This is a genomic window from Sulfitobacter sp. 1A13679 (assembly GCF_043557115.1).
GTDB classification, from domain to species: Bacteria; Pseudomonadota; Alphaproteobacteria; order Rhodobacterales; family Rhodobacteraceae; genus Sulfitobacter; species Sulfitobacter faviae.
In genome coordinates, this window is sequence record NZ_JBIFFO010000059.1 from 1 (window position 1) to 1,425 (window position 1,425).

1 protein-coding gene is annotated in these 1,425 nt (G+C 59.6%); it reads left to right on the forward strand.

Going from position 1 to position 1,425, the window contains the following annotated elements; genetic code table 11:
- The first annotated feature begins 160 nt into the window (after positions 1-160).
- Positions 161-1,363, forward strand: coding sequence for an IS256 family transposase (locus ACGYLA_RS19500; RefSeq protein WP_295038500.1), 1,203 nt, complete (start codon positions 161-163; stop codon positions 1,361-1,363).
- Positions 1,364-1,425 lie beyond the last annotated feature (62 nt).

The window sequence follows — 1,425 nt, forward strand, 5'->3', positions numbered from 1 at the left end:
GGTCATGTCCCAGGGAGAGGTGTAACTTCTGGTAGCGCTTTTGGTGGCGTCCGCGCCCTTCATGAGGCGCCGTAGGACGTCATCAAAGGCGCGGTGGTCATCGGTGAATTTTCGGTAAGGTCGGGTTGCGAACATCAACCTGAACCGAAGGAAGACCCCGATGACCAAACCTATGATGGACCTGAAAGAGCTTGTCGAGAAGAGCGCGGATGCCGATCTTCTTCGAGAGATGATCGGTTTTGCCGCCGAAAGGCTGATGGAACTGGAGGTCGGCGCAAAAACCGGGGCCGACTATCATCAGAAGACGTCGGAGCGGAAGGCGCAGAGAAACGGCTACCGCGAACGCGATTGGCAGACGCGAGCCGGGAACGTGGAACTGCGGATTCCCAAGCTGCGCACCGGCAGCTATTTTCCTTCTTTCCTGGAGCCGCGGCGGGCGACAGAGAAGGCGTTGAGCGCGGTTATTCAAGAAGCTTATGTCCATGGCGTCTCAACCCGTTCTATGGACGATCTCGTCCAGGCGATGGGTGGGACCGGCATCTCGAAGAGCCAGGTTAGCCGCCTGTGCGAGGAGATCGACGAGCGGGTCGATGCCTTCCTTACCCGTCCAATTGACGGCGAATGGCCCTACCTTTGGATCGATGCGACTTATCTCAAGGTCCGCCAGGGCGGGCGTATCGTCTCCGTTGCCGTCACCATCGCCGTCGGCGTCAATACAGACGGCCGCAGAGAGGTGCTGGGCATGTCCATCGGCCCGTCCGAGGCCGAAACCTTCTGGACGGAGTTTCTGCGCGATCTGGTGCGGCGCGGGCTATGTGGTGTGAAGCTGGTCATCAGTGATGCCCATGAAGGCATCAAGGCCTCAGTCGCACGCGTGCTGAACACGAGCTGGCAGCGTTGTCGGGTGCATTTCCAGAGGAACGCTCTTGCGCATGCAGGCAAGAGCAGCCGACGCGTCGTCTCCGCCTTTATCGCAACCGCTTTTGCACAGCCAGACCATGCGGCGGCGAAAGTCCAATGGCGCAACGTCGCCGACCAGATGCGGTCCAAGCTGCCCAGGCTCTCTGGGCTGATGGATGATGCCGAGGAAGACGTGCTCGCCTACATGACCTTTCCCCAACAGCATCGGACGAAGTTGCATTCGACGAATCCGATTGAACGTTTGAACGGCGAGATCAAGCGCAGGACAGACGTCGTCGGGATCTTTCCAAATGAGGCTGCCATACGTCGCCTCGTCGGCGCCATCCTCATGGAGCAGACCGAAGAATGGACTGTGCAGCGTGCGCGATACATGACGCTGGAAACCTTGGCACCGGTCTGCGATGATCCCATCATCAGCCTGCCTGCAACTCAGACGGACTGATCAGCTCGGCCGTCGAAAGCGCCCGGCCAGCCGCGAGTTACACCACGCTATGGGGCATGATC